This window comes from uncultured Sphingopyxis sp. (assembly GCF_900078365.1).
Classification (GTDB): domain Bacteria; phylum Pseudomonadota; class Alphaproteobacteria; order Sphingomonadales; family Sphingomonadaceae; genus Sphingopyxis.
The window spans coordinates 1,760,041-1,780,009 of the sequence record NZ_LT598653.1; the positions used below are offsets into that span (position 1 = coordinate 1,760,041).

Below are 19,969 nucleotides of genomic sequence, written 5' to 3' on the forward strand. Positions count from 1 at the left end.
GGCAGGCTTCGCAGCCGCGCGAAAAAGCAGACTATAGAGAGATATGACCCATCCGATGTGTGACGACATACCGCAGCATATCGCGCATCTGACCTCGGTCCACTCCCGGTACGATACGCGCATTTTCCGAAAACTCTGCAATAGTCTCGCCGATGCCGGTTATGCGGTATCGCTCGTGGTTGCCGACGGGAAAGGCGATGAACGCTGCAGCAATGGCGTTCGGATCGTCGATGCCGGGCGTTCGACTGGCAGGCTTCGCAGAATGATCGAAGCGACCCGACGGGTGGGTGCTCGGGCGCGCGAACTGAACGCCGATCTCTATCATTTGCACGATCCGGAATTGATGCCCCTCGGCTTGGCGCTGAAACGACGCGGCAAACGCGTTGTTTTCGACTTTCACGAGGATGTGCCCAAGCAGTTGCTGAGCAAACCCTATCTCAATCCTTGGATGCTGCATGTTATTTCTGCGATTTTTGCACGTTATGAAAAGCGAGCCGCAGGGAAATTGGATGCGGTGATCGGCGCTACCCCTATCATCACTGAAAAATTTCGCGGCAAGGCCAAGAGGCTTGCCAATATAAATAATTTCCCGCGTCTCGGAGAACTTGAGAGCACGCTTCCTTCTGGAGAAAAAGCAAACGAGGTCGCCTATGTCGGAGGAATTTCCGAAACCAGGGGCATTCTTCCTCTGGTTCGATCGCTTGAGCGAACGAAATCAGACGTCAGGCTCAACCTTGCGGGGAAATTCGAAAGCAGCTCGTTCGAGCAGGTGTTGAAAAGCTCGGAGGGCTGGCAATCGGTCAATGAATTGGGCTTTCTGGATCGAGAGGGTGTCCGCGACCTCCTGTCCAGATCGATACTGGGGGTTGTCACGCTTTTGCCGACTCCCGCCTATCTCGATGCGTTGCCGGTGAAGATGTTCGAATATATGTCGGCCGGCATTCCCGTGATCGCATCCGATTTTCCGCTCTGGCGCGAAATCATCGTTGGTCATGATTGCGGCCTCTGTGTGGATCCCGAGGACCCCGACGCCATCGCGGCCGCCATAGACGCGCTGGTGTCGGATCGCGAAAGGGCCGAACAGATGGGCCGCAACGGCCGCAGGGCGGTCCATGAAATCTTCAACTGGTCGATCGAGGAAAGAAAACTCTTGCAACTTTATACGGATATTCTGGCATGACGGCCAAGCTGACAATCGCAACCATAGTCGGCGCGCGTCCCCAATTCATCAAGGCGAGCGCCGTGTCGACCGCGATTCAGGCGCGGCCCGACATCGATGAGATCATCATCCACACCGGCCAGCATTATGACGCCAATATGTCGGACGTGTTTTTCGAGGAGCTTGGTATCCCGCGTCCGGCCCATAACCTCGACGTCCATGGCGGTTCGCATGGTGCGATGACCGGCCGGATGCTGGAGGGCATCGAACGGCTCCTGATGGATGTCCGTCCCGATACGGTCCTGGTCTATGGCGACACGAATTCCACGCTGGCGGGGGCGTTGGCCGCGGCGAAGCTTCATATTCCCGTCGCGCACGTCGAGGCAGGCTTGCGCAGCTTCAACATGCGGATGCCCGAAGAGATCAACCGCATATTGACCGATCGCGTCTCCGATTGGTTGTTCGCACCGACCGAGGAGGCATGCGCCCATCTTCGCGGCGAGGGTGTCGCCGGCGACCGCATTCACAATGTCGGTGACGTGATGTTTGACGTCGCCTTGTTGCAGGGCGCGCGCGTTGACGCTGCGGGCGGGGCGCTGGGTCGATTGAAGCTGGCGCCCAAATCCTATGCGCTGGCGACGGTCCACCGGGCCGAGAATACGGACGACCCCCAGCGGCTGTCGAACATCGTCGACGCATTGATCGAACTCGCGAAGCGCGTCCCGGTCGTGTGGCCGGTGCATCCCCGAACAAGGGGGATTCTCGCCCGGACCGATCGCTGGGCTGACGCGGAGAGGGCGATCCTGATCGTCGATCCGGTAAGCTATCTCGAGATGGTGCAACTGGAGAAATTCGCCGCGCTCATCGCAACCGATTCGGGTGGGGTGCAGAAAGAGGCGTTTTTCCATGGGGTGCCGTGCGTTACGCTGCGCGACGAAACCGAATGGACCGAATTGGTGGACGCGGGCTGGAACCGTCTGGCGCCCCCAATGTCGCGGTCAACGATGGTGGAAGCGTTCGACGCGGCGCTGGGCAGCCAAGGCGAAGCGATAGCCCCCTATGGCAAGGGTGACGCGGCCCAGACAATCGTCCAGCATCTCGTCAACGCGGGGGGCAAATAAACGCCCCTGTGCCGCTATTTGCCGTGATAGTCGCGATACCAGGCGACGAAGCGCGCAATACCGTCGCGAATGTCGGTCTGCGGGCGATAGCCGGTGAGCCGCTGTAGCAGCGAGGCGTCGGCCCAGGTCGCGAAAACATCGCCCTTTTGCATCGGCATATAGTTGCGGATCGCCTTTATCCCCAACTCCGCTTCGATCGCATCGACGAAATCGAGCAGGCGCACCTTGTCGGAATTGCCGATGTTGACGACGCGGAAGGGGGCGACGGGCGACAGGCTGTCGCCTTCGGCGATGGCCTGCTTCGACGCCGGGCGAACGGGAGGGACGTCGACCAACAGGCGGATCGCACGGACGAGGTCCTCGATATAGGTGAAGTCGCGGTACATTTCGCCGTGATTGTAGATGTCGATCGGGCGTCCGTTCAGGATCGCATCGGCGAAGCGCGACGGGGCGAGATCGGGGCGGCCCCAGGGGCCATAGACGGTGAAAAAGCGGAGCATCGTCGTCGGCAGGTTCCACAGATGGGCATAGGCGTGGCCCATGCTCTCGTTCGCCTTTTTCGACGCCGCATAGATGGTGAGCTGCGCATCGGCCTTTTCCGTCTCGGTAAAGGGCATCTCGTCGTTCGCGCCATAGATCGACGAGGTCGAGGCCATGAGCAGATGGCGGACCTCGAGGACGCGCGCGATCTCCATCAGGTTGAAGGTGCCGACGACGTTGCTCTGGATATAGGAGCGCGGATTTTCGAGGCTGTAGCGGACGCCCGCCTGTGCCGCGAGGTGGATGATGACGTCGGGGCGAAACGCCTCCGCCGTCGCTGACAGCCGTTCGAAATCCTCGAGCATTGCCTCGGTCGCATCGAACCCCGGATGCTGCTTCAAAATCTGGTGGCGCCGCTGCTTGAGCGCGACGTCGTAATAGTCGGTCATCCCGTCATAGCCATGCACGCGAAACCCGTCGGCCAGCAACATGCTGGCAAGATGAAAGCCGATAAAGCCCGCGGTTCCGGTGATCAGGACGTTGCGGCGATTATCCTGTTGGGCGCGGTGGTTGGTCATGGCCTCGATCATCTTATTCTGCGTTTACGGCGGGTATCGAACCCTTGGAGAATTATCGTGAAAATATGCTGAAGATACCGGTAAGTTCGATCGCACGGCCCAAGCCAGCACGGGGACCAGCGGGCGCTTGCCAGTATCGGGAGCCCAAGCTAGGGGCGATAGGGTGTTCGCTGCCCTTATCGACATTCGCAAGACCGAAATGGCGTCGCGGTTCCGTGGAACGCCTCGCTCGGATCCCGGATTGAAAGCGGGATGCGTGGTGTGAAGCGGCTGTTCGACATCCTTATTGGCGGCAGCATGCTGCTGCTGCTCTTGCCGCTGCTGCTCGCTCTGAGCTTGCTGATATTCCTGCGCATGGGGCGGCCCGTCCTTTTTCGCCAGACTCGCCCCGGTCTGCACGGCCGGCCTTTTGAGATGCTGAAGCTGCGGACGATGCGCGACGCGGTCGATCGCGACGGCAATCCGCTCGCCGATTCGGAGCGGATCACGCCCTTGGGGCAGTTTCTGCGCTCGACGAGCCTCGACGAACTGCCCGAGCTCTGGAATGTGCTGAAAGGCGACATGAGCCTGGTCGGGCCGCGGCCTTTGCTGATGGAATATCTGCCGCTGTATAGCGCCGAACAGGCGCGGCGGCATGAAGTGCGTCCGGGTGTCACGGGCTGGGCACAGGTCAACGGCCGCAACGCGCTGAGCTGGGAACAGAAGTTCGCGCTCGATGTCTGGTACGTCGACAACCGGTCGCTCGCACTCGACGGGAGGATCATGATCATGACGCTGGTCAAAGTGCTGAAACGCGATGGAATCAGCGCCGACGGAGAGGCGACGATGCCGCGATTCGAAGGAAGAGCCGGCCAATGACGCCGAGCGGCGCGACGTGAGGGATTGGAGAGGATGATGAGCAGATTGATCGGAATTTACGGCGCGAGCGGTTTTGGCCGCGAAGTGATGCCCGTCGCGCGAGCGCAATTTTCGTCCGATGACCGCCTGGTCTTCATCGACGATGGCGCCCAGGGCGGCGAGCGGCAGCACAGCGGCCATGCGATTCTGTCGTGGGACGATTTCATCGAGGAAGCGGCAGGGCGGGACGCCGCCGTGTCGATCGCGATTGCCGCGTCGCAGGTTCGCGAGCGGCTGACCGAACGATGCGGCAAGGCCGGAATTTCGATGTGCGACATCCGCGCGTCGAACGTCATCGTGGGTGACAATGTTGCCGTCGGTGAAGGCGCGATCCTGCAACCGTTCGCTATGCTGACCGGCGATTGTCATATCGGCCGGGGGTTCCATGCCAATATTTACAGCTATGTGGCCCACGACTGCGTCATCGGAGATTTCGTGACCTTTGCACCGAATGTCATGTGCAATGGGAATGTCCGTATCGAGGATCACGCCTATATCGGCACCGGCGCCATCCTTCGCCAGGGCACCCCGGAAAAGCCGCTTGTGATCGGGCGCGGTGCAACGGTGGGCATGGGCGCCGTCGTCACGAAAGACGTTCCGGCGGGCGCGACGGTCATCGGCAATCCGGCAAAGCCCATGGAAAAGAAATGATATGCTGAACACAGCCTTCGCACCTTGGCCGAACTTCACCGAGGAGGAAGCGCAGGCAGTCGCTGCCGTCCTGCGGTCGAACCGCGTCAATTACTGGACGGGTGACGAATGCCGGGCGTTCGAACGCGAGTTCGCCGACTGGAGCGAGAGCGGCCACGCCATCGCCCTTGCCAATGGCACGGTGGCGCTCGACCTCGCGCTTCACGGGCTAGGGATTGGCGCGGTCAACGGGGGCGATGCAAGCGATGAGGTCGTGGTGACGCCGCGCACCTTCCTCGCGTCGGTCAGCTGTGTGGTCAACGCGGGTGCCATTCCCGTGTTCGCCGATGTCGACCGCGACAGCGGCAATATGTCGGCGGACACGATCGCTCCCGTGCTGACACCGCGCACGCGCGGCGCCATCATCGTCCATCTTGCGGGCTGGCCGGCCGATATGGACCCGATCATGGAACTGGCGACGAAGCATGATTTCAAGGTGATCGAGGACTGCGCGCAGGCGCACGGTGCGCTGTATAAAGGACGGAGCGTCGGCTCGATCGGCCATGTCGGCGCATGGTCCTTTTGCCAGGACAAGATCATGACGACGGGCGGCGAGGGGGGCATGGTCACCACGAACGACCCCGATCTCTGGTCGCGCATGTGGTCGTTCAAGGATCATGGCAAAAGCTGGGAGGCCGTCTATGAGCGTGCCCATCCTCCGGGGTTTCGCTGGCTCCACGAAGGTTTTGGCACCAACTGGCGGATGATCGAGATGCAGGCGGCCATCGGCCGGATCCAGTTGCAGCGGATGTCCGGATGGACGGCGGCGCGCACCCGCAACGCCGATGTGCTGGGCGAAGCACTGGCCCGCTTTGCCGGGGCCGACGGCATCGTTCGCTTGCCCGCACCGGCCGACGCGACGAGCCGCCACGCCCAGTATAAATTTTACGCCTATGTGCGTCCCGACCGCCTTGCGCCGGGTTGGGACCGCGACCGCATCGTTGCCGAAATCGTCGCGCGGGGTGTCCCCTGTTTTCAGGGCAGCTGTTCGGAAGTCTATCTGGAAAAGGCCTTTGACGGCACCGGATGGCGCCCGGCCCAGCGCCTGCCCGCCGCGCGCGAGCTGGGTGAGACGAGCATCATGTGGCTCGTTCACCCCGGCTTGACCGAAGCGCAGATGCGGTTGACGACGCAGGCTATCGACGAGGTTCTCGCCGCCGCCTCCGGCAATCGGGGGGGCTAGAGCGCGTTTTCCAAGTCGTCAGGTGATTCCACCTGACTTGAAAACACTCTAGGAGGTCGCGGTCGAAATTCGCGCGGCCCACGCCGTGTCGGGGGTATATTCGGGCACCAGCTTGCCGATGATGCGAATTGCCAGGGCGGGGTCGCCGCTTCCGCGGATGATCGTTTCGAGAGCCTGAAGCTCCGCCTCCAATTCCTTCCACGGCCAGCGGCTTTCGCGGGCGCGAAGGATGCGGGGGTGGTTGGTCGGCTCGGGATTGTCGCCAATCAGCAGCTCCTCATAGAGCTTCTCGCCCGGCCGCAGCCCCGTTTCGACAATCTCGATGTCGCCTTCGGGGCGGTCGGTGTCGCGGACGCTGAGGCCCGACAGCTGGATCATGCTGCGCGCGAGGTCGATGATACGAACGGGTTGCCCCATATCGAGCACGAAGACTTCGCCGCCCCGCGCCATCGCGCTTGCCTGGATGACGAGTTGCGATGCCTCGGGAATGGTCATGAAATAGCGCGTGATCTTCGCATGGGTAATCGTCACCGGCCCGCCGGCGGCGATCTGCGCCTTGAACAGAGGAACCACCGAGCCGCTCGATCCGAGCACATTGCCGAAACGGACCATGCTGAACACGGTGGCGACATCGGGGCGCTCGGCGCGCGCCTGAAGGATCAGTTCGCACACGCGCTTCGATGCGCCCATGATATTGGTCGGACGCACCGCCTTGTCGGTGCTGATCAAGGTGAAATGGGATACGCCATTGGCCTCGGCGGCCTCGACGCTGTAGAGTGTTCCGAGGACATTGTTGCGAACGCCCGAAATCGGATTGGCCTCGACGAGCGGAACATGTTTGTACGCCGCGGCGTGGAAGACGGTGTCGGGCCGGTGGTTGCGATAGATGCGCATCGGCGTCGATCGCTCGGCAATATTGCCGAGTTCGAGGATGATCGGGATGTCGGCGTCCATCGCGCGCGTCATCTCCGTCAATTCCTGCTCGATCGCATAGAGCGCGAATTCGGATTGTTCGAGGAGGATCAGGCGCGCCGGATGGCACCGCAGGATCTGGCGGCATAATTCGCTGCCGATCGAGCCGCCGGCACCCGATACCAGCACCGTCTTGCCGACGATCGTCTTGCCCATCAGCACCTCGTTCGGCGCCACCGCCTCGCGGCCGAGGAGTTCCTCGATCTGAATCTCGCGCAGGTCGTTGACGGTGACCGAACCTTCGATGATGTTCGAGAGGCTCGGTAGCGAACGGACGTAGATTTGCTCTTCCTGCAGGCGCTCGATGATTTCGCGGCGGCGCATCCGCGACGCGCTCGGGATGGCGAGCAGAACCTCGTCGACGTCGGTATCGTCCAGCAGCTTGCCCAATTGTTCGGAGCTGAAGACCGGAACGCCGTCGAGCCGCTGCCCGGCGAGACGCAGGTCGTCATCGACGAAGCCGACGAGATAGATTTGCGGCTCGTGACGCAGCGACAGGGCGAGCTGCTGTCCCGCGCGCCCGGCGCCATAGATGATCACGCGGCGCGCGTCGGGCGATACGCTGTGCAACAGGTCGAGCAGCGCGAACCGGATGACGATCCGGCTCGATGCAAGGAGCAGCAGAAATATGATCGGATGCAGGATGGTGAGCGTCCGGGGCACTTCGGGAAAGCGGAAAAGCACGAAGGCGATCATCAGCGGACCGGCGAGGATCGTGCAGGCAATGGCGAGATTGGCGATCGTCCGCGCGCCCGAAAAGCGGATCAACGAACGGTAGACGCCGGTCAGATAGGCGATGGGATACCAGAACAGCAATGTCGCGGCGGCAAAGGTCAGCACCGGGCGCGAGAAAAGTTCCCACACGCCGAGCCGCAGCGAATAGGCGATCCAGACCGCGATGACGCAAAGCACGCCGTCCATGCCCGCGGCGAGCAGGCGCCGCTGATCGCGCGACCAGTTGAGCGCCATACGCAGAATTTGCATCGGGATCGCCAGCCAGGCCTGTTTGTTCTGGATTCGCATAAATTAAGATCGTCCCTGTCGGTTCACCAAACACGCGCGTCCCAAAAGGGTTCCGGCGTCGTCGATATGTCGATTATTATGCGCCGTCTCGCGCATTTGGCGCAAGGCTGTCCCGAATGACAGCATTTTGCGTTTCGTCAAAAGCCGGCGCGGCGAGATGCGCGCCCGGGGAGCACTTGCATTCATGACGTCAACGCTCGACATAGGCGCCATGGATTTCGCGTTCGAAAATAGTTTCCACGATTCCATGGAAGGCTTCTACGCGCCCGCGGAGGCAGCGAAGCCTTCGGCGCCCGAGTTGCTCCTATTCAACCACGCGCTCGCCGAACGGCTCGGGATCGACGTGGCGGGCGCGACGGACGATCAACTGGCGCGCGTCTTTTCCGGCGCGGAGATCCTCGAAGGCGCCGAACCGCTCGCGCTCGCTTATGCCGGACATCAGTTCGGCCATTTCTCGCCGCAACTCGGCGACGGGCGCGCGCTGCTGCTCGGTGAGATCGTCGCGCCCGACGGCGCGCGCTTCGATGTCCAGCTCAAGGGATCGGGCCCTACCGCCTTTTCGCGCAACGGCGACGGCAAGGCGGCGATCGGTCCGGTGCTGCGCGAATTCCTCGTGTCCGAGGCGATGGCGGCGATGGGTGTGCCGACGACGCGCGCGCTGGCGGCCGTCGCGACCGGCGACCGGGTCCAGCGCGAACGTGCGCATCCGGGCGCGGTCCTCACCCGCATTGCGAGCAGCCACATTCGCGTCGGCACCTTCCAGTTCTTCGCCGCGCATTTCGGCGCCGAGCATGTCGCGCAATTGTCGGATTACAGCATCCGGCGTCACTTCCCCGACCTTGCCGATGCGGCTAATCCGCATCTTGCGCTGCTCGACCGCGTGATCGGACTGCAATGCGAGCTGGTGTCGCACTGGCTCGGCGTGGGATTTATCCATGGCGTGATGAACACCGACAATGTCGCGATCAGCGGCGAGACAATCGATTACGGCCCCTGCGCCTTCATGGACCGCTTCGCGGTGAACACGGTCTTCAGCTCGATCGATGCAAACGGCCGCTATGCCTATGGCCGCCAGCCGCAGATCATGCACTGGAACATGGCGCGCTTTGCGGAGGCGTTGCTGCCGGCGATCCACCGCGTGTCGCCCGAGGACGTCGAGGCGGCGAAAGCGATCGTCGATGCGGTCCCCGGCCGCTTTCGCGCCAGCTGGCATGCCAAGGTGAGGGGAAAGCTCGGGCTGAGCGGCGAGGGCGCGGACGATGGCGAGTTGATCGACAGCCTGTTCGACGAACTTGAAACCCATGCGGTCGATTTCACGTCCTTCTTCCGCGCGCTCGCGATGCTGCTGCGCGGCGACGGCGCGATGCTCGAAAGCCTGCTTCCCAGCGCCGACGCGATGGCGCCTTGGATCGCCGCATGGTGGGAGAGGATCGAGCACGACAGCATGGGGCCGGTCGAACATGCCGATGCGATGGATGCGGTGAATCCACTCTACATCCCGCGTAACCATCTGGTCGAAGAGGCGCTGGAGGCGGCCGAGGCCGGCGATCTTGCACCATGGCTAAAATTGCTTGGCGTCGTCCGCAATCCGTATGAAGTCCGCCCAGGGCTCGAACGCTTCACGCTTCCCGCGCCGGCCGATGCGGGGCCATACAAGACCTTCTGCGGGACCTGACCACCGCGGTTGAGCGGGTGCATCGCAGTTGCTAGGGACGGCGGCGCACCACTCAGAGGATAAGTCATTGGCCCCAGCACATGTTTCGCCCGCGTCGCCCTCCAAGATTGCCGTCGTCGGCACGGGCTATGTCGGTATTTCCAACGCGATCCTGCTGGCGCAGCGCAACGAGGTGGTCGCGCTCGACATCGACGCGCACAAGGTCGAGCAGCTCAATGCCAAACAATCGCCGATCGCCGATCCCGAGATCGAGGATTATCTGGCGAACCGGCCGCTCAATCTGATCGCGACTACCGATCGCGATGCCGCCTATAAGGGCGCGGATTTCGTCATCGTCGCGACGCCGACCGACTATGATCCCGACACCAATTATTTCAACACAGGCACGGTCGAGAGTGTCATCGCCGACGCGCTGGTCATGGCGCCGGGCGCGCTGATCGTCGTCAAATCGACCGTGCCCGTGGGTTTCACTGAGCGGATGCGCGCCGAACTCGGCAGTGATGCGATCGTCTTTTCGCCCGAATTCCTGCGCGAAGGGCGCGCGCTTTACGACAATCTCCATCCTTCGCGGATCATCGTCGGCAACACGCATCCGCGCGCGGCTGATTTCGCGCGGCTGCTGCTCGAAGGGTCGCTGAAGCCCGATGCCGCGATCCTGCAGACCGGCAACACTGAAGCCGAGGCGATCAAGCTGTTCGCCAACACCTATCTCGCGATGCGCGTCGCCTTCTTCAACGAGCTCGACACCTATGCGGCGGCACACGATGTCGACTCGCGCCAGGTGATCGAGGGCGTATGCCTCGACCCCCGGATCGGCAGCTTCTACAACAATCCCTCCTTCGGCTACGGCGGCTATTGCCTGCCCAAGGACACGAAGCAGATGCTCGCCAATTACAAGGATGTGCCGCAGAACCTGATCCAGGCGTTTGACGCCTCTTCGAACAGGGCCGCAGTGGGCATCAGCCTGATCACCATCCTGCAGGCGCAGAACCTGATCCAGGCGATCGTCTCGTCGAACACGACGCGCAAGGATTTCGTCGCGTCCGAGATCATCAAGCGCCAGCCGCGCGTCGTCGGCATCCATCGCCTCGCGATGAAGGCGGGATCGGACAATTTCCGCGCCAGCAGCATTTTGGGCGTGATGAAGCGCGTCAAGGCGAAGGGGATCGAGGTGATCGTCTATGAGCCGCTGATCGAGGAGGACCGGCTGTTCAATTCGCGTGTGATCCGCGATCTTGACGCCTTCAAGGCCGAAGCCGACGTCATCATCGCCAACCGCGTAACGGGCGATCTCGCCGACGTCGCGGACAAGGTCTATAGCCGCGACTTGTTCGGCGCCGATAGCTGATCGCCTCCCCGGACGCAGTTTGCCGCACGACCGGGAACTGTCCCGATCTCGGAGAGTTAGCTGGGAAACAGGGGAGAAACGGGTTGCGTAGCCATATCTTGCGAGCCACAAGCATCGACCGGTGGCCTGCAGATGAAACAATCTGACATTTTCCGCAGATCATGCTGGCGCCCGCGCTCGCGGATGCGTCCGCTGCTGATCGGCGCGACCTCGCTCATAGGTCTGGCTTGGGCGAGCGCCGCACAGGCGCAAACGGAGGGACAGGAGGTCGCGCCGCCGAAGGTCGTGCCGACGCTCGATACCAGAGCGGCGGAGATCGCCGCGCCGTTACCGCCGCCGCCCGAAGCGCAATTGCCCGCCGTCGAACCGATCATCGAGGATGAGGAGTTCGAAAAATCGATCCCGCCAATCAGCGCCGAGGATGACGCCGAACTCGACCGGCCGCTCGAATCGATCGCCGAATTCGAAAAGCGCCAGGCGGCCGAAGCGGCCAGGCGCGAAGCCGCCGACGCCGAGGAAGGCGAGGGCGCGACCGCGCAAACTCAACCGCCGCAGGTCGACGGGGTGCCGGTTCCGGCGCTGGCCGACGGCGATGCGGTGGAGGCGATCGGCGATGCGCCGATCAGCGACAGCGAACTTGCCGCGCCGCTGCCGCCGCTCGAAAATTTCGACGTGGAACCCGTTGAGTTCGCCGAGGCCGAGGACGACAGCGACAATGTCGACCTGTCCTACACGGTGCAGGTCAATGGACTGGGCGAGGCCGACGACAGCACCGACATCGACCTCGCCGACCTGTTCGGCGATCTGTCGGCGCTCTACGATGGCGACGGCAAGGCGGACAATGCGGCGATGATCCGCGCGCGCCTCTCCGCCGACGGCGAACTGATGCAGCGCATCCTCGCGTCCGAAGGCTATTATGACGCGGTCGTCGACACGCGCATCGAACGCGGCCCGCGCGAGGAGGGGCAGGAACGCCGGCGCCGGCCGATTACCGCGATCATCGACGTGAAGCCGGGCAAACGCTACACTCTGGCAGACATCGTCATCGACGCCGATCCGACGATCCCGCCGAACCTGATCGCCGACAATTTCCCGCTCAGCGTGGGCGAGCCGATCGTCGCGCAGCGCATCCAGGGCGCCGAAGCGGCGATCGCGCTCAAGCTACCCGAGGAGGGCTATCCCTTCGCCAAGGTCGGGCAGCGCGACATATTGCTCGACGGCGCCACGGGCGACGGCGTTTACACGCTGCCGGTGGACATCGGCAAACGATCGCGCTTCGGCGGCATCGAGACGACGGGCGACCTCGCCTTCGATGCCGAGCATGTCGAAGTGCTCGCGCGTTTCAAGCGCGGCGACCTTTACGACAGCCGGATGGTCGACGATCTGCGCCAGGCGCTCGTCGCGACCGGCCTCTTCGCGACCGTCGCCGCCGAGCCGCAGCCGACCGGGGAGAGCGCGGGCGACGACACCGAATATGTGACGATGCTGGTGACCCAGCAGGCGGGGCCGCCGCGCACGCTCGCCGCCAGCGCGGGCTATGGCACGGGCGAGGGGATAAGGCTGGAGGGCAGCTGGACGCACCGCAACCTGCTGCCGCCCGAAGGCGCCCTGACGTTCCGCGGCGTGCTGGGAACGCAGGAGCAGGGGATCGGCGCGACGATGCGCCGATCGAACGCCGGGCGCCGCGACCGCACCTTCGAACTCGCGACCGAAATCACCCGCAGCACCTATGACGCGTTCAACGCGATCACGGGCCGTGTCGCGGCGCGCGTCAGCTATGATTCGACGCCGATCTGGCAGAAGAAATTCACCTATGCCTATGGCGTCGAACTGATCGCGACGCGCGAGGATGATTATGATTTCGACAAGGGCGAGCGGTCCTATGACTTCTATACGATCCTCGGCCTCACCGGACAGGTCGGGATGGACCGTACCGACAGCCTGCTCGATCCGACCAAGGGCTTTCGCGTCACCAGCCTGATCCAGCCCGAAGGCTCGCTCGCCGGGCGCTTCTCGCCCTATGCGCGCCTGCGTACCGACATCAGCGGCTATTATCCGGTGACCGACAGCATCGTGCTCGCAGGGCGAGTTCGCGTCGGTTCGATCGTCGGCGCGGCGCGCGAGCGGCTGGCGCCTTCGCGGCGCTTTTATGCCGGCGGCGGCGGGTCGGTGCGCGGCTTCGGTTATCAGGAACTGGGGCCCAAGGACCCGAACAACGACCCCATCGGCGGCCGCAGCGTGAACGAAGTGGCGCTCGAAGCGCGCTATCGCTTCGGCAATTTCGGCGTCGTCGGGTTCGTCGATGGCGGGCAGGTCTATCGCTCTTCGGCGCCGACCTTCCAGAATCTGCGCTTCGGCGCCGGGATCGGCGCGCGCTATTACACCAATTTCGGGCCGATGCGCTTCGACATTGCGACGCCGATCGGACGCAAGCCGGGCGAAGCGCGCGTCAGCGTCTATGTCTCGATCGGACAGGCTTTCTGATGGCCGAGGAGGCGCCTCTCCCCCCGGACGTCGCCGCGCCGCCAAGGCAGCGGTCGTGGCAGCTGATGGTCCTGCGCTGGATCGGCCTGGGCCTGCTCGGATTGATACTGCTCTTCGCGTTGTTCCTTGTCGGGCTCAACAGCGACGCCGGACGGCGTTTCGTCGTCACCCAGATCGAGAAATATGAATTCGAAAACGGGATGAAGATCGGCATCGGCCGGCTCGACGGCTCGCTCTATGGCCGGATGGTCGTCCGCGATTTCACGCTGTCCGATCCCAAGGGTGTCTTCCTGCGTTCACCCGAGCTTCGCATCGACTGGCGGCCCATCCGCTATCTCGCCAATCACATCGATGTCCGCTCGGCGACGGCGGAGACGCTGGTGATGGAGAAGATCCCTGCGTTCAAGCCGGTGCCCGATACCGGCGAGCCGCTGCTGCCCGATCTCGATATCGACGTCGGGTTGCTCCGCGTCGATCGTTTCGTTTTCGAGCCGGCGGTTGCGGGCGAACGGCGCGTCGCGACATTGAACGGCAAGGTCGCAATCGCCGATCGCCGGGCACAGGTCAGCGCCAATGCGGAAACGCTGGGCCGTGGCGGCGAGGGCGATAGGCTGAAGCTCGTCCTCGATGCAGTGCCCGAACAGAACCGGCTCATGGTCGCGCTCGACCTCACCGCGCCCCAAGGCGGCGTGCTCGCGGCGATGGGCGGGTTTGCGGAACCGCTGACGGCGAAGCTGGCCGGGCGCGGCGACTGGAAGGCGTGGAACGGCAATTTGACCGCCAATCTCGGCACCGCGCCGCTCGCCCGCGTCGCACTGACGGGGCGCGACGGAACCTTCTCCGCCAAGGGGACGGCGCAGGCTTCGCGGCTGCTGACCGGGCCGGCGGCCGAATTACTGGGTACCGAAACCGCGATCGACCTCACCGCCCGGCTGCAGGAGCGCAAGGCCGCGATCGACGGACGGCTTTCGTCGGATGCGGCGCATCTCGGGATCAGCGGCGGGCTCGATCTCGGCGCGAACCGCTTCGAGGGGCTGCAATTCGCGGCCAATGTCCTGAAGCCAAGCGCGATCGCCCCCGCCGTGCGCGCCAGCGGTCTGCGCGCGACGGCAACGCTCGATGGCGAATTCGCGCTGCCGACCGTCGATTATCAGGCGAACGCGAACAGCCTCGCGGTCAACGACATCATCGTCGAGCGGCTGAGCCTCGCGGGCAAGGCGCGCGTCGCTGCCGACCAGATCGTAATTCCCGTCGAGGGCCGCGCCGCGCGGATACGCGGGCTCGATACGGTCGCGGGCGGGACATTGGTGCAGGTGCGGCTCGACGGCGATCTCGCGTACGCTGGCGGGCGCATCCTCAGCGACAATCTGCGCCTCCGCTCGCCGCGCATCGACGCGAAGGCGATCCTGATCGCCGATCTCAACAAGGGGTTCTACACGGGCGCGATCGACGGGCGGATCAACGATTACCGCGTCGAAAGCGTCGGCATCTTTGACATCGACACCGATGCAGACCTCAAGACCGCGCCGCGCGGCGGGTTCGAAATTGTCGGCAACGTTCGCGCGCGCTCGACGCGATTGTTCAACTCTGGCGTCCGTGACTTCCTCGGCGGCAATGCGACCGCGTCGAGCGCCGTGCGCTATGGCACCGACGGCATCGTCCGCTTCTCCGGCCTCCGCCTGTCGGCACCGCGCCTGCGCATCACCGGCGGGCAGGGGAGCTATGCGCCGAACGGACAGATCCGGCTGACCGCGCGCGCAAATTCGACCGATTATGGCCCGATCGGCGTCCAGCTCGCCGGAACGATCAGCGATCCGCGCGCGGTGGTGACCGCCGAGCGGCCCGGGCTTGGTATCGGGCTCGCCAACCTCGTCGCGCGCGTGAACGGCGCGCCGAACGGCTATCGCCTCGCGGCGACGGGCGACACCGACTATGGGCCGCTGTCGGCCGACGTCGTGCTGCTGATGGCGGCGGGACCGCTGACGATCGATGTCGAGCGCGGCGACCTCGCGGGCATCGGGTTCAACGGCCGCCTCGTGCAGAGCGAGGCCGGCCCCTTTACCGGCCAGCTCAACGCGTCGGGGCAGGGGCTCGGCGGTCTCGTCCGTCTGAGCGCGGCGGGCCAGTATCAGACGGCCGCGATCAATGTCCGTGCGAATGATGTTGTGCTTCCCGGGCCAGCCAACCTCGCGGTCGGTTCGGCGATCGTTGACGCCGACGTCACCCTTTACGACCAGCCGCATATCGTCGCCGACATCCAGATCGCCGATACACAGATCCGCGACTATGACATCGCCGTCGGGCGCGTGAAGATCGATTATCGCAACGGCAGCGGCAAGGCGCAGGCGCTGGTCGAGGGGACGAGCGGCGTCCCCTTCCGCATCGCCGCGAATGCTGATCTAACGCCCGAACTCTGGCGCGCGTCGGTGCAGGGACGAGCGACGGGGATCAATTTCCGCACGACTTCGCCCGCGCGCATCATTCCGGGCGCCGATGGTTATGAATTGCTGCCCACGACGGTCAATCTGGGTCGGGGCAGCAGCGCGCGCATCGCGGGCCGCTTTGGCGACGGCATTCTGCTCCAGAGCCGGCTCGAGCGCGTCAACATGGCGATCCTCAACGCCGTCTATCCCGACATGGGGCTCGGCGGGCGGGCGACGGGCAGCCTCGATTTCGAGCAGGCGAATTCCGACGCTTTCCCGCGCGCCGACGCGCGGCTGACAATCACCGGCTTCACGCGCACCACCGCGGCGTCGGTCAGCCAGCCGGTTGACGTCAATTTCGCCGGCAAGCTGCTCGCCGACGGCGGCGAGGCGCGCGCGGTGATGCGCAAGCGGGGGAGCGTCATCGGCCGGGTGCAGGCCTCGCTGCGCCCGCTCGGGCCCAGCGCGGGCGGCTGGACCGAACGGCTGATGGCGGCGCCGCTCGGCGGCGGCATTCGCTACAACGGCCCCGCCGACACGCTCTATTCCTTCTTCGGTCCCGCTGACCAGCATGTGGCGGGGCCGGTCGCCGTCGCCGCCGATTTCAGCTGCAGCGTCGCCGACCCCTGCCTTAATGGTGTGGTGCGCGGCAAGGACATGACCTACGAGAACCAGACTTATGGCACCAAGCTGACGAATATCGTCGTGAACGGTCGCTTCACGGGCAACCGGCTGGAAATAGAGGAGCTGACCGCAAAGGCCGGCGACGGCACGCTTCAGGCAAAAGGCTTCGTCAGCCTCGCTTCGGCTGATGGTTATCCGATGAATATCGCGGTGACGCTCGACAACGCCCGCCTTGCGCGGAGCGAGAATATCGCGGCGCGCGCGACCGGCAATCTGACGCTCGAAAAGGTCGCGGGGCAGGCCGCGCTGCTGTCAGGCAGCCTGCGCCTTCCGGAGACGCGTTACCGCATCGTGCGCGAAGGCGCAGCCCAAGTGCCGGTGCTGACCGGCGTGCGCCGCAAGCCCCCCGCCGGGCGCCAGCGGATCAGCGGCGACGGGCTCGCCGCGGTCGGCGGCAGCCTGTTCGACCTCATCCGCCTCGACATCGCGCTGAAGGCGCCCGACGAAATCTATGTCTCGGGCATGGGGCTCGAATCCGAATGGAGCGCCGACATCGTGCTGCGCGGCACGACGCAGGCGCCGCAGGTGACCGGCGAGATCGAGCTGGTGCGCGGCACGCTCGGCTTCGCGGGCCGCTCGTTCGAGCTTCAGGAGGGCCGGGTGACCTTCCCGACCGGCGATGCCTTCGACCCCGCGATCCGGCTGATCGCCGACGACACGATCGAAACGGTGACGGTGACCGTCAGCGTGACCGGGCGCGCGAGCAATCCGCAGGTCGCCTTCTCGAGCGTTCCGGGCCTGCCGCAGGACGAGATCGTCTCGCGCATCCTGTTCGGCGATTCGATCACGACGCTGTCGCCGTTGCAGGCGGTCCAGCTTGCTGCCTCGCTCAACACGCTGAGCAGCGGGGGCGGCGGCCTGAGCCCGCTCGGGGCGCTCCAGTCGGCGACGGGGATCGACCGGCTGCGCGTGCTTGGACCCGACGATACGGTCGGGCGCGGCGCGGCGCTCGCCGCCGGGCAATATATCACCAAGGACATCTATTTGGAGGTGATCACCGACGCGCGCGGCTATACCGCGACCCAGCTCGAGATCAGCCTGACACGGGCGCTGTCGCTGCTCAGCCAGGCGGGCGGGTCGGGGCAGTCGAACCTCTCGATCCGCTATCGCAAGGATTATTGATGCGCGCCGCCCTCCTGCTCATGCCGCTGCTGCTCCTTGCTGCCTGCAAGGACGAACCCAACTTCGATACGCGCTACGACAAGGCGGCGAAGGAGATAGACGCGCGCGCAAAGGCGATGGATGCCGACATCGCCGAGGCGGAGAAGGCGGCCGCGGCGAAGGGCTTGCAAGGTGAGCCCAAGCCGTCTAACCCGCTCCCGTCATCTGGGGAGTAGCCAGCCGTCCTTCGGGACGGGCCGCCGCGTCAACATACTTGGCCGAGAGGTCATGGTGCGGTGGAAGCGGGAGACCGCTTGGGCGAGACCAATGGCATCGACCTCCGTCCGGGCCGGGCGGCGGGTTCGATGTCCGTTGGAATCGCAAGCCGCCCGGCCCCGGAGTCATCATGGAAGCCCTGTTCACATCGACCGCAATCGTCGCGCTCGCCGAAATCGGCGACAAGACGCAGCTGCTCGCGATTCTGCTCGCGACGCGGTTCAGCCGTCCGTTGCCAATCATATTTGGTATCCTCATCGCGACGCTCGCCAATCACGCCCTCGCGGCGCTGCTCGGTGCGTCGGCCGCCGCCTTTCTCGACAGTCCGGTCTTTCGCTATGCGATCGGTGCTTCGTTTATCGCGATGGCGGCGTGGACGCTGATCCCCGATACTTTTGACGACGACGAAGCGCCGAAGCCGCGTTTCGGGGCGTTCCTGACCACGCTCGTCGCCTTTTTCCTCGTCGAGATGGGCGACAAGACCCAGGTCGCAACGATCGCGCTCGGGGCGCAATATCACGACGTCGTCGCGGTCACCGCGGGCACGACGCTCGGCATGATGATCGCCAATGTGCCGGCGATCTTCCTCGGTCACGAACTGCTGAAGCGCGTCGACCTCGCGAAAGTCCGTCTCGTCGCCGCCGGCCTGTTCCTCGTGATCGGTTTGTGGGTGCTCGTGCAAACCGCGGGGTGGCTCGGCTAAAAGCGGGCCCTTCAGGATCGTCATCCCGGCGAAGGCCGGGATCTCGACCTTGCCTTCCAACGCACCGGCGAGATCCCGGCCTTCGCCGGGATGACGAGATGGGGAAGGCGGCGCTCCGGTCTAGCCCGATCAAGAGCGAGGGGGTTTAGTCCGAGTTGCGCCCCGCGAGCGTGCGTTCGAAATTCCAGCTCGATGCGCACATCGCGTCGAGACCGCGCTCGGCCTTCCAGCCCAGTTCGCGCGCGGCGCGGTCGGGGCTGGCGAAACAGCTCGCGACATCGCCGTCGCGGCGCGGGGCGATGCGATAGGGGACGCGGACGCCGTTCACGCGCTCGAACGCCTTGACCATGTCGAGCACCGAATAGCCTTGGCCCGTGCCGAGGTTCCAGATCGACAGCGGCTCGTCGTTCTTCGCGATCGCTTCGAGCGCGGCGACATGGCCGTCGGCGAGGTCGACGACATGGATATAATCGCGAACGCCGGTGCCGTCGGGCGTGTCGTAATCGGCGCCGAAAACCGACAGTTCACCTAGCCGTCCGGCGGCAACGCGGCTGATGAAGGGCATCAGGTTGTTCGGAACGCCGTTCGGATTCTCGCCGATCAACCCGCTGTCATGCGCACCGACGGGATTGAAATAGCGCAGTATCGCGATGCGCCATTCGGGATCGGCGGCGGCGACGTCGGCGAGCATCTCCTCGATCATCAGCTTGGTGCGGCCATAGGGGTTGGTCGCCGATGTCGGGTGGTTCTCGTCGAGCGGCAGATATTGCGGCTGGCCATAGACGGTCGCGCTCGACGAGAAGACGAGCGTCCTGGTCCTGCAATCGGCCATCGCTTCGAGCAGCGACAAGGTGCCCCGGACATTATTGTCGTAATATTTCATGGGCTCGGCGACCGATTCGCCGACCGCCTTCAGCCCGGCGAAATGGATCACGGCTTCGATCGCATGGTTCCGCAGCACTTCGCGCAGCGCGTCGCCGTCGCGGATGTCGCCGGTGACGAGCGGTACCGCCTGGCCCGTGATCGCCTCGATCCGTTCCATGACCGCCGGATCGCTGTTCGACAGATTGTCGAAGCAGACGACGTGGTGCCCGGCCGATACTAGCGGTGCGGCGACATGGCTTCCGATATAGCCGGCGCCGCCCGTCAGCAGAATGTTCATGCCTTGCCCG

14 protein-coding genes and 1 riboswitch are annotated in these 19,969 nt (G+C 64.4%); of the genes, 11 read left to right on the plus strand and 3 right to left on the minus strand.

Going from position 1 to position 19,969, the window contains the following annotated elements; genetic code table 11:
• Window positions 1-43 precede the first annotated feature (43 nt).
• Both QZL87_RS08055 and wecB read left to right on the plus strand, forming a co-directional pair.
• Window positions 44-1,180 carry a glycosyltransferase family 4 protein gene (locus QZL87_RS08055; protein ID WP_295326146.1) on the plus strand — a complete coding sequence of 379 codons (1,137 nt, stop codon included), beginning with the start codon at window positions 44-46 and terminating at the stop codon, window positions 1,178-1,180.
• On the plus strand, window positions 1,177-2,280 hold the full coding sequence (gene wecB / locus QZL87_RS08060) for a UDP-N-acetylglucosamine 2-epimerase (non-hydrolyzing) (protein ID WP_295326148.1): 1,104 nt from the start codon (window positions 1,177-1,179) through the stop codon (window positions 2,278-2,280). The genes QZL87_RS08055 and wecB overlap by 4 nt, the downstream gene beginning before the upstream one ends.
• 14 nt (window positions 2,281-2,294) lie before the next feature.
• On the opposite strand, the gene QZL87_RS08065 is transcribed toward wecB, so the two are convergent.
• Window positions 2,295-3,350: a GDP-mannose 4,6-dehydratase gene (locus QZL87_RS08065; protein ID WP_295326150.1), complete on the minus strand. Its 1,056-nt coding sequence runs from the start codon at window positions 3,348-3,350 to the stop codon at window positions 2,295-2,297.
• 240 nt (window positions 3,351-3,590) lie between these two features.
• Between QZL87_RS08065 and QZL87_RS08070 the strand changes: the two genes are divergently transcribed.
• From QZL87_RS08070 to QZL87_RS08080, 3 genes are read left to right on the plus strand one after another with little or no spacing between them, the layout of a single operon-like run.
• Window positions 3,591-4,196, plus strand: a complete 606-nt coding sequence (locus tag QZL87_RS08070) for a sugar transferase (RefSeq protein ID WP_295326153.1) — start codon at window positions 3,591-3,593, stop codon at window positions 4,194-4,196.
• A 33-nt stretch (window positions 4,197-4,229) separates the two neighbouring features.
• A complete protein-coding gene (locus QZL87_RS08075; RefSeq protein WP_295326155.1) occupies window positions 4,230-4,886 on the plus strand; it encodes an acetyltransferase in 657 nt (218 codons plus the stop codon).
• Between the two features lies 1 nt (window position 4,887).
• The gene (locus tag QZL87_RS08080; protein ID WP_295326158.1) at window positions 4,888-6,108 is read left to right on the plus strand and encodes a DegT/DnrJ/EryC1/StrS aminotransferase family protein; all 1,221 of its coding nucleotides are present in this window, start codon (window positions 4,888-4,890) and stop codon (window positions 6,106-6,108) included.
• A gap of 48 nt (window positions 6,109-6,156) precedes the next feature.
• Here the strand turns inward: QZL87_RS08080 and QZL87_RS08085 are convergent, their stop codons facing one another.
• Window positions 6,157-8,103 carry a nucleoside-diphosphate sugar epimerase/dehydratase gene (locus QZL87_RS08085; protein WP_295326160.1) on the minus strand — a complete coding sequence of 649 codons (1,947 nt, stop codon included), beginning with the start codon at window positions 8,101-8,103 and terminating at the stop codon, window positions 6,157-6,159.
• A 211-nt stretch (window positions 8,104-8,314) separates the two neighbouring features.
• Between QZL87_RS08085 and QZL87_RS08090 the strand changes: the two genes are divergently transcribed.
• The 6 genes from QZL87_RS08090 (at window position 8,315) to QZL87_RS08115 (ending at window position 18,797) form a co-directional block, all read left to right on the plus strand.
• Complete coding sequence (locus QZL87_RS08090; protein ID WP_295326162.1) at window positions 8,315-9,778, plus strand: protein adenylyltransferase SelO; 1,464 nt, start codon at window positions 8,315-8,317, stop codon at window positions 9,776-9,778.
• Window positions 9,779-9,845: 67 nt separating this feature from the next.
• Entirely contained in the window at window positions 9,846-11,126 is a 1,281-nt protein-coding gene (locus QZL87_RS08095; RefSeq protein WP_295326165.1) for a nucleotide sugar dehydrogenase, read from the plus strand.
• Window positions 11,127-11,309: 183 nt separating this feature from the next.
• The gene (locus QZL87_RS08100) at window positions 11,310-13,610 is read left to right on the plus strand and encodes a BamA/TamA family outer membrane protein (protein ID WP_295326168.1); all 2,301 of its coding nucleotides are present in this window, start codon (window positions 11,310-11,312) and stop codon (window positions 13,608-13,610) included.
• Window positions 13,610-17,839 carry a translocation/assembly module TamB domain-containing protein gene (locus tag QZL87_RS08105; RefSeq protein ID WP_295326171.1) on the plus strand — a complete coding sequence of 1,410 codons (4,230 nt, stop codon included), beginning with the start codon at window positions 13,610-13,612 and terminating at the stop codon, window positions 17,837-17,839. Before QZL87_RS08100 ends, QZL87_RS08105 begins: the two co-directional genes overlap by 1 nt.
• Window positions 17,839-18,054 carry a hypothetical protein gene (locus QZL87_RS08110; protein WP_295326173.1) on the plus strand — a complete coding sequence of 72 codons (216 nt, stop codon included), beginning with the start codon at window positions 17,839-17,841 and terminating at the stop codon, window positions 18,052-18,054. The genes QZL87_RS08105 and QZL87_RS08110 overlap by 1 nt, the downstream gene beginning before the upstream one ends.
• A riboswitch (yybP-ykoY riboswitch) is annotated at window positions 18,033-18,206 on the plus strand. It overlaps the preceding gene by 22 nt.
• Before the next feature lie 18 nt (window positions 18,207-18,224).
• Entirely contained in the window at window positions 18,225-18,797 is a 573-nt protein-coding gene (locus tag QZL87_RS08115) for a TMEM165/GDT1 family protein (RefSeq protein ID WP_295326175.1), read from the plus strand.
• A gap of 145 nt (window positions 18,798-18,942) precedes the next feature.
• Here the strand turns inward: QZL87_RS08115 and galE are convergent, their stop codons facing one another.
• Window positions 18,943-19,959 carry a UDP-glucose 4-epimerase GalE gene (gene galE / locus QZL87_RS08120; protein WP_295326177.1) on the minus strand — a complete coding sequence of 339 codons (1,017 nt, stop codon included), beginning with the start codon at window positions 19,957-19,959 and terminating at the stop codon, window positions 18,943-18,945.
• Window positions 19,960-19,969 lie beyond the last annotated feature (10 nt).